Source organism: Crystallibacter degradans (assembly GCF_012952295.1).
GTDB lineage: Bacteria > Actinomycetota > Actinomycetes > Actinomycetales > Micrococcaceae > Crystallibacter > Crystallibacter degradans.
This window is the reverse complement of sequence record NZ_JABBCH010000013.1, coordinates 133274-140304: the sequence shown is the minus strand read 5'-3', so window position 1 is coordinate 140304 and position 7031 is coordinate 133274. Positions and strand designations below refer to the sequence as shown.

Here is a 7031-nt window from a genome sequence, read left to right as displayed (position 1 = left end):
TGATGGCGGTGGCGGCCTCGGCATCAGCCGCGTCGTTGGTGCTACTGGCGTCACCAGTGTCGGCCGCATCATTGGCATCAGCGGCATCACCGGCGTCGCTGGCGTTGGTGCCAGGGTTGCTGGAGTTAGCGGTGGCTTCGAAGAGGGCGAACCAGTCTGCGGGGGTGCCTTCGGTGATCCGGCGCAGGCGCTCGGCGTAGTACTCCCCGTGCGTTTCGGAGAACAGTTCCGCGGGCAGCCCGGCGAGGTCTTCGGCGGGGCCCCAGTTCTCGGGGAACGGACCCGACGGCGGCCAACTGGCCCAGGTTTCCTCGCGTTCCCAGGCCGCGAAGTCATCGAGACCGGCGCTGGCCCCCAGATGCTCCGGCTCCCCGACCCGGGCGGGCACCGTTTGGCCGGCCAGCGGGTCTTCGCCGTAGTCCTCCAGCTTCGGCGGGTCCAGGACCGGGCCGCGCGCCTCGGCGTAGATCTCCTCCATATAGCCGGCCATCGTGGCATGCTTCGGCGGCTTGCCGGCCGCAATATATTCACGTGCCTGTGCCAGGCCGCGTTTGCGGTCCTGCGCAGCATGGAGGTCCAGCCGCTCCAGGGCTTTGCGCAGGGCTTCCTGCCGCTGCGCGGCAGTCACGGGCCGGCCCGGCTGAAGACAGCGCACCGAAAACCCCTGCCCCGCCGGCCCCTGCCCCGCGGACTCCTGTCCGGGGGCCGGGGAACCGGAAACCGGTGCCGATTGCTCTTCCGTTGCCATGACTTCAGTCCATCATCCGGCCATGACAATACAGACGCTTAAACACATCGTCTGACGGGTTTCGCGGAAGTTCTTCAAAAATTTTCGGGTCAGCCGCCCCCGCTAGGATTCCTCGCTAATCCAGCCATTCGCGTGCCGCAGCGACCAGCGCATCAATCCCTAGTCCGAGAGTCGGCTGGACGAGGGGCGCGAAATGTGGCGAGTGGTTCGAAGGAATATCTTCAGGCAGCCTGCCGGTAGACGCCAAGGCCTCAGCCAGGGACGGATCGGCACCCCCGAGAAACCAGAAAACAAGCGGCACCCCGGCAGCAGTGGCGAGCACTCCGACATCTTCGCTTCCGGATATCGGGCCGGGATCAATAATCTGCTGGCCGAAGACGTTGCCCAGTGCCGCCGTCGTTCGAATGGTTGCCTGTTCGTCGTTGCGGGTCAGTGGGAAGTGTTCGTCGTAGCTGAACAGCGGTTCCTTGACGGCACCCGATACCGATGCTTCACCTCGGACGATCCGCTCGATGGAGTTCACCATCTTCGTCCGTACCGGCTCATCAAAGGTGCGCAGGCTGATCCCCAAGGTGGCTTCCGCGGGAATGATGTTGTTCTTGGTTCCGGCGTGAAGCTGCCCGACGGTCAGAACGGCCGAATCGCCGGCTGCCAGCTCCCGCGAGACGATCCCCTGGAGCCGCATGGTTGTGGCAGCTGCCATGACCACCGGATCGACGGTTGTTTCCGGCCTGGAACCGTGACCGCCCGCACCGAACATCGTGACGTTGATCGAATCCGCTGATGCCATGGCGACGCCGGGCCGAATGCCGATCCAACCCGCCGGAAACGGTGCGACGTGCTGCCCGAGGACCACGTCGGGGTGAGGAACAAGGTCGAAGAGGCCGGCGTCGACCATGGCCTGAGCTCCGCCGCCCGACTCTTCGGCGGGTTGGAATACCGCGACGACCGTTCCTTGCCAGTTTGCCCGCTCGTCCACGAGCCTTTCCAGCGCCCCGATCAGACAGGCGACGTGAACGTCGTGGCCGCAGGCATGCATGACCGGTACGTCCTTGCCATCCTGGTCGACTCCACGCGCGGTGCTGGCATAGTCCAGTCCTGTTGCCTCTTCTACGGGCAGGCCATCCATGTCCGCGCGCAGCAGGACGGTCCCGCCCGGACCGTTGGTGAGGATGCCGACCACACCCGTTACTCCTATCCCGGGGTGCACGGTGAACCCCAGGGCGTGAAGATGCTCAGCCACAATCCCGGCGGTCCGGTGCTCCTGGAAGGAGAGCTCGGGGTGGGCGTGCAGGTCCCGGTACAGCTGCTCAACATCTATGCTCATACTGCAGTGTAGGAATAAAGGATGATCCGCGGTAGAGGAACAGAACCCGGCCCAGTTTCCAAGGACTTTTCAAGAACGACGACGGCGCCGTCCAGTCCAGTACCCGGACCAGAAGGTCAGCAGCAGCAGGCCCAGAACCGTCAGGGCCAGGCCTAGCTGGTCCCATCCCGTCAGCAACAACAGGCTGCCGCCGCCGGTCATGGTCTCCTCGGCCAGCGGCGCATAGGCGAACCAGCCGAACGTTTCGTTTCCGGCAACGACAAACGTCAGCGCGACACCAACAACCATGAGCAGCACCGCGGCCACCGGCAGCCCAATCCGCAAGGCTTGCCCTAGGTGCTTACTCATAGCCAACAATCGCCCGTCCCGCGGCCATATCCATGAGCCAACCCAATCATGCTCCCGAGGATCAGTCGATGCATCCGGGCCGTTGCCACGAGCCGCCGCTGATGGTTGCATGAGGCATGCAGTATTCGGCATGGGCAGCCTGAGCCGTGGCAATTCTGTTCGCTCTTGGTTCGGCGTTCTTTTATGGCGTCGCGGACTTCGTCGGCGGTTTGTTATCGCGACGGGCCGATCCGACAACCATCGCCCTCATCGGCCAGCTGGGCGCCCTACTGCTCAGCCTGGCTGCCGCGCCGTTCTTCCCGGCTCCGTCCGTTGAGCCGGCGGACCTGACCTGGGGCGCGGTGTCCGGCATCGGGACGGGCATGGGCATGGTGTTCCTTTACCGCGGCCTCAGCCGCGGCAGCATGAGCGTCGTCGTTCCCTTTGTCGCTGTCGGCGGCACCGCCCTTCCCATCCTCATCGGCGTAACGGTCCTGGGTGACCGGCCAACCGTTCCGGCCTGGCTGGGAATCGCGTTGGCCATCCCGGCACTGTGGCTGATCTCCGTCACCAGGAACGGCGCACAGGGCCCAAGAGCCGCCGGCACGCTCGACGCCCTGTTCTCGAGCATTGGAATCGCCGTGCAGTACATCGCCCTGGCCCAGGCGGGGGCAGAAGCAGGACTGTGGCCGATTGTTGCCGGCCGCGTCGCCGCCGCCCTGGCCATCCTGCCGCTCGCCCGGCCGTCGGCCGTCAAGCTGCGCGGTATCGGGGCGCGGACGGTCCTGGCTGCCGCACTGATTGGAGGCATGGCGGCACTGGCCCTCACGCTTTACATGCTCGCGGCCCAGTTGCAGTTGATGAGCATCGCGGTGGTGCTCTCGTCCCTCTATCCGGTGCTCCCCGTGGTCCTGGGCATCACCGTGCTGAGGGAGCGGTTGACCGGACGGCAGCTCGTCGGGCTGATGGGCGCCGGCGCCGCCGTCGGCCTCATCACCATGGGTTAGACGGCCTGCGCGGCAGGCTAGTCAGCTCCATCACCTCGGCTAAACCCGCACCACATAAGCAAAACTATTTTAGATCTCCGGTTTAAACAGTTTTACAGGTCTTTGCAGATATCGGAGTATCGATAGGAAGTGGTAGGCAACACATCCAAGGAGATCTGCAACATGACCGGTACCGATCTGACGCCACGCGTCGTCACTCTAGGCACTGCCGGCGGTCCGCGCTGGTGGACCGGCGAGAACGCCGGGAAGCGCTCGGGGATCGCCACCGCCGTCGTTGTTGGCGACAGCACCTACCTGGTGGACGCCGGGCACGGCGTGGGACGCCAGCTCATGCTGGCCGGGCTTCCGGTCAACTCCCTGCGCGGCATCTTCATCACGCACCTGCATTCGGACCACACGATCGATCTGGGCAGCCTGGCCATCTTCGGCATGTTCACCCTGAAGGACAACCAGCACCAGATCAAGATCATCGGCCCCGGCGACCGCGGCGAGCTTCCCCCGGTTTCATCCCGTGCCGCCGTCGCGCCTTCGCCGGTCTTCCCCGAGAACCCGACTCCCGGCACCAAGTCAATGTTCACCCACCTGATGGCCGCCTACGCCACGGACCTGAACGACCGGATTCTGGACGCGCTGCGGCCCTCGCCCTTCGACTACTTTGTGCCCGAAGACATCCAAATTCCGATGGCGAGTGGTTACCACCCGAACGAAAATCCCACTCCCGCCATGGAGGGCTTCGAGATCTACCGGGACGAAAACGTGACGGTGACGGCCACGCTGGTGAAGCATCCGCCGGTCGCCCCCGCCTTCGCTTTCCGGTTCGATACCGAGCACGGCTCCGTCACCATCTCCGGCGACACTGCACCGTGCGAGAACCTGGTCCGCCTCGCAGCGGACACCGATCTGCTGCTCCATGAGGCGATCGATTTCGACTGGGTGCAGCGCGCGTATGGCTCGGCTGCAAATTCCACCGGCCAGGCCTCCATCGACCACCACAAGAAATCGCACACCAGTGCCGCTGAAGCAGTCGCACTGGCCAACCGTGCAGGGGCAAAAGCTCTGGCCCTGCACCATTTAGTACCAGGCACCACTCCCGTGTCCGTGTGGGAAAGCGCCGGCGCCGACTTCGACGGCCGCTTCTACGTCCCGAACGATCTGGACGTTATTCCCTTCGGTACTGACTCCACTGACCGTATTCTGGAAGAAATGGCTTCTGTCCAATGAGTGCTAATACCATGACTCCCCCGCAGCCCCAGGCATCATCCATCTCGGAGAGCCTGAACACGAAGCAGATGCGCCGCATTCTGGCCTCCAGCTTCATCGGCAGCGCCATCGAGTTCTACGACTTCATTCTGTACGCGATGGCAGCGTCCATCGTCTTCAACCAGGTGTTCTTCGCCAACGTCTCCCCCGCCGTCGGGCTGTTCATGTCCTTCGGCACCCTCGCCGTCGGTTACGTTGCCCGTCCGCTGGGCGGCGCGATCTTCGGCCACTTCGGCGACCGGATCGGCCGCAAGACCGTACTCATCGTGTCGATGACCCTGATGGGTGCGGGCACCACCCTGATCGGCCTGCTGCCCACCACGGCGCAGATCGGCATGGCGGCACCCATCCTGCTGGTGGTGCTGCGGCTTGTCCAGGGACTCGCCGTCGGCGGTGAATGGGGCGGAGCCATGCTGGTTGCCCTCGAGCATGCCCCGGCAAAGCGCCGCGGTTTCGCCGCCAGCTTCGCCAACATGGGCGGTCCCGCCGGCGCCGTGCTGGCCACCCTGACCGTTTCGGCTTTCTCCACCCTGCCCGAGGAAGCGTTCATGAGCTGGGGCTGGCGGATCCCGTTCCTGCTGAGCCTCGTGCTGATCGCCGTGGGCCTGGTCATCCGGCTCAAGGTCGCCGAAACGCCGCTGTTCCTGGAACTCGAAGCCACCGCGGAAAAGAAGAAGATCCCCTTTGTCGAGGTCGTCACCAAGTACCCGAAGAACCTGGTTCTGGGTGTGCTGGCCGGCATGAGCTCCTACACGGTGCAGGGCCTGATGACGGTGTGGGCTGTCTCCTACATCATCGAGGCCGGCGTAGATACCACCTCGGTCCTCAACATCAAGGCGGTCGGTGCCACCCTGACCATCGTGGCCATCTGGTTCGCGTCCCGCCTGAGCGATAAGTACGGCCGCAAGCCGGTCATGCTGGCCGGCATGATCGCCGGAGCCGTCCTGGCCTACCCCATCCTGTGGCTGCTGCAGACCGACACGCTGTGGGGCTTCGCCATCGGCCTGTTCCTGGCCAACGGCGTCATCCAGGGTGTGATCTTCGGGCCGTTCGGCGCCTTCGTGGCCGAGCTCTTCCCCACCCGGATGCGCTACACGGGCGCCTCGCTGACCTACCAGTCTTCCTCGACCCTCGGCGCCGGCTTCACCCCGATGATCGCCTCCGGACTCGTGCTCCTCGCCGGCGGGGAACTGTGGCTGGTCGGCCTGGTCTGGCTGCTCTCCTTCGTCGTGGCGGCCGTCTGTGTGCTGGCCACGAAGGAAGGCAAGAACATGGACCTGAGCAGTGAAATGAAATAAAAGTACAACGGTAAAAGTACGACGACGGCGGTGCCGGTTCCTGCGGGAGCCGGCACCACTTGGTTAAGCGGGCTTTCGGTTAAGCGGCGTTCCGGTTCGGCCGCCCGGTCAGCCCTGCCTCCCCGCCGCGCCGTCGCCAGCGTCGACGCTCTGGGCGCAATAATCCATCAGCGCGGTCAAGCGCCGGCTTAACCGTTGCCGCCCCGGGTAGGCGAAACAGATGTCGCTGTGGCCAATGTGCCCGTCGATGGGAACGCAAACCAGCGGCAGGCCTTCGTAGCTGACATCCAGCGGAGGCCGCTGCACCAGGACCGTGTAGCCCAACCCGCGGGCCACCATCCCGCGCACCGCCTCAAAGCTGGTGGACCGCCAGGCGATTTTCGGGTCCAGCCCGGCGTCGCGCAGGTTCGGCAGCTGGTTGTCCCGCACGGCCGGGATGTCCAGCAGCACCATGTCGTCCTCGGCGAGTTCCGGCAGGGCAATTTTCTTGCGGCCGGCCAACCGGTGTTCCGCGCCCAGCAGGATATACGGCCGTCCCTCCTTGATCACCCGCATTTCCGCGCCGCCGGTGACATGCCGCGTGTGGGTCAGCACGGCATCGAGCCGGCCCTCCAGCATCTGCAGTTGCAGCTCGTCGGCCGCGCCCTCGGTGATGGTGAGTTCCAGTTTGGGATTCGGTGCCGCGAATCCGGCCGTCATCAACGGGACCCAGAACGCGGAGAGAGTGGTGTAGCAGCCGATCGCCAGCGGCCCGGCCAGCTCCCCGTGCCGCTCTTCGATCCGCGCCTGGATCTCCTCCGCTTCACGCAGGAGCACTTGGGCGTCCTTGAGGAAACCCCGCCCCGCGGTGGTCAGGGTAATGCCCTTCGCCTTCCGCCGGACGATCAGCTGGGTGCCGACGGCCTTTTCCAGCTCGTTGATGGCCAGCGACATTCCCGCCTGCGACACATGGCAGGCCAGCGCGGCACCGCTGATGGAGCCGGACTCCGCGACGGCCACGTAGTACTGGATCTGGCGCAAGGTGTACCGGAACATAAGGAAAGCCTATCCAGTTCCGCCAGCTT

General features: G+C 64.9%; 7 protein-coding genes. 3 read left to right on the top strand and 4 right to left on the bottom strand.

From position 1 onward, the window contains the following. The 3 genes from HGO92_RS17950 to HGO92_RS17940 form a co-directional block, all read right to left on the bottom strand. Positions 1-748, bottom strand: a 748-nt coding sequence (locus HGO92_RS17950) for a hypothetical protein (RefSeq protein WP_205834641.1), incomplete at its 3' end; no start/stop codon positions are given. Between the two features lie 115 nt (positions 749-863). Further along, the gene (locus HGO92_RS17945) at positions 864-2075 is read right to left on the bottom strand and encodes an amidohydrolase (protein ID WP_169997228.1); all 1212 of its coding nucleotides are present in this window, start codon (positions 2073-2075) and stop codon (positions 864-866) included. 69 nt (positions 2076-2144) lie between these two features. Next, positions 2145-2423 carry an LPXTG cell wall anchor domain-containing protein gene (locus tag HGO92_RS17940; RefSeq protein WP_169997226.1) on the bottom strand — a complete coding sequence of 93 codons (279 nt, stop codon included), beginning with the start codon at positions 2421-2423 and terminating at the stop codon, positions 2145-2147. 146 nt (positions 2424-2569) lie between these two features. Here HGO92_RS17940 and HGO92_RS17935 point away from each other — a divergent pair, with 146 nt between their 5' ends. The 3 genes from HGO92_RS17935 to HGO92_RS17925 all read left to right on the top strand — a co-directional run bounded on the left by HGO92_RS17935 (position 2570) and on the right by HGO92_RS17925 (position 5967). Continuing rightward, positions 2570-3409, top strand: coding sequence for an EamA family transporter (locus HGO92_RS17935; protein ID WP_169997224.1), 840 nt, complete (start codon positions 2570-2572; stop codon positions 3407-3409). 162 nt (positions 3410-3571) lie between these two features. Then, complete coding sequence (locus HGO92_RS17930) at positions 3572-4630, top strand: MBL fold metallo-hydrolase (RefSeq protein WP_169997222.1); 1059 nt, start codon at positions 3572-3574, stop codon at positions 4628-4630. Then, positions 4627-5967 (top strand): MFS transporter, encoded by a 1341-nt coding sequence (locus HGO92_RS17925; RefSeq protein WP_169997221.1) that lies wholly within the window; start codon positions 4627-4629, stop codon positions 5965-5967. The genes HGO92_RS17930 and HGO92_RS17925 overlap by 4 nt, the downstream gene beginning before the upstream one ends. 108 nt (positions 5968-6075) lie before the next feature. On the opposite strand, the gene HGO92_RS17920 is transcribed toward HGO92_RS17925, so the two are convergent. Beyond that, positions 6076-7002 (bottom strand): LysR substrate-binding domain-containing protein, encoded by a 927-nt coding sequence (locus tag HGO92_RS17920; RefSeq protein ID WP_169997219.1) that lies wholly within the window; start codon positions 7000-7002, stop codon positions 6076-6078. Positions 7003-7031 lie beyond the last annotated feature (29 nt).

What these genes read in the sequence shown, in the direction of transcription:
- HGO92_RS17945 (WP_169997228.1), bottom strand. Translation starts at nt 2,075, where the DNA reads ATGAGCATAGATGTTGAGCAGCTGTACCGGGACCTGCACGCCCACCCC.
- HGO92_RS17940 (WP_169997226.1), bottom strand. Translation starts at nt 2,423, where the DNA reads ATGAGTAAGCACCTAGGGCAAGCCTTGCGGATTGGGCTGCCGGTGGCC.
- HGO92_RS17930 (WP_169997222.1), top strand. Translation starts at nt 3,572, where the DNA reads ATGACCGGTACCGATCTGACGCCACGCGTCGTCACTCTAGGCACTGCC.
- HGO92_RS17925 (WP_169997221.1), top strand. Translation starts at nt 4,627, where the DNA reads ATGAGTGCTAATACCATGACTCCCCCGCAGCCCCAGGCATCATCCATC.
- HGO92_RS17920 (WP_169997219.1), bottom strand. Translation starts at nt 7,002, where the DNA reads ATGTTCCGGTACACCTTGCGCCAGATCCAGTACTACGTGGCCGTCGCG.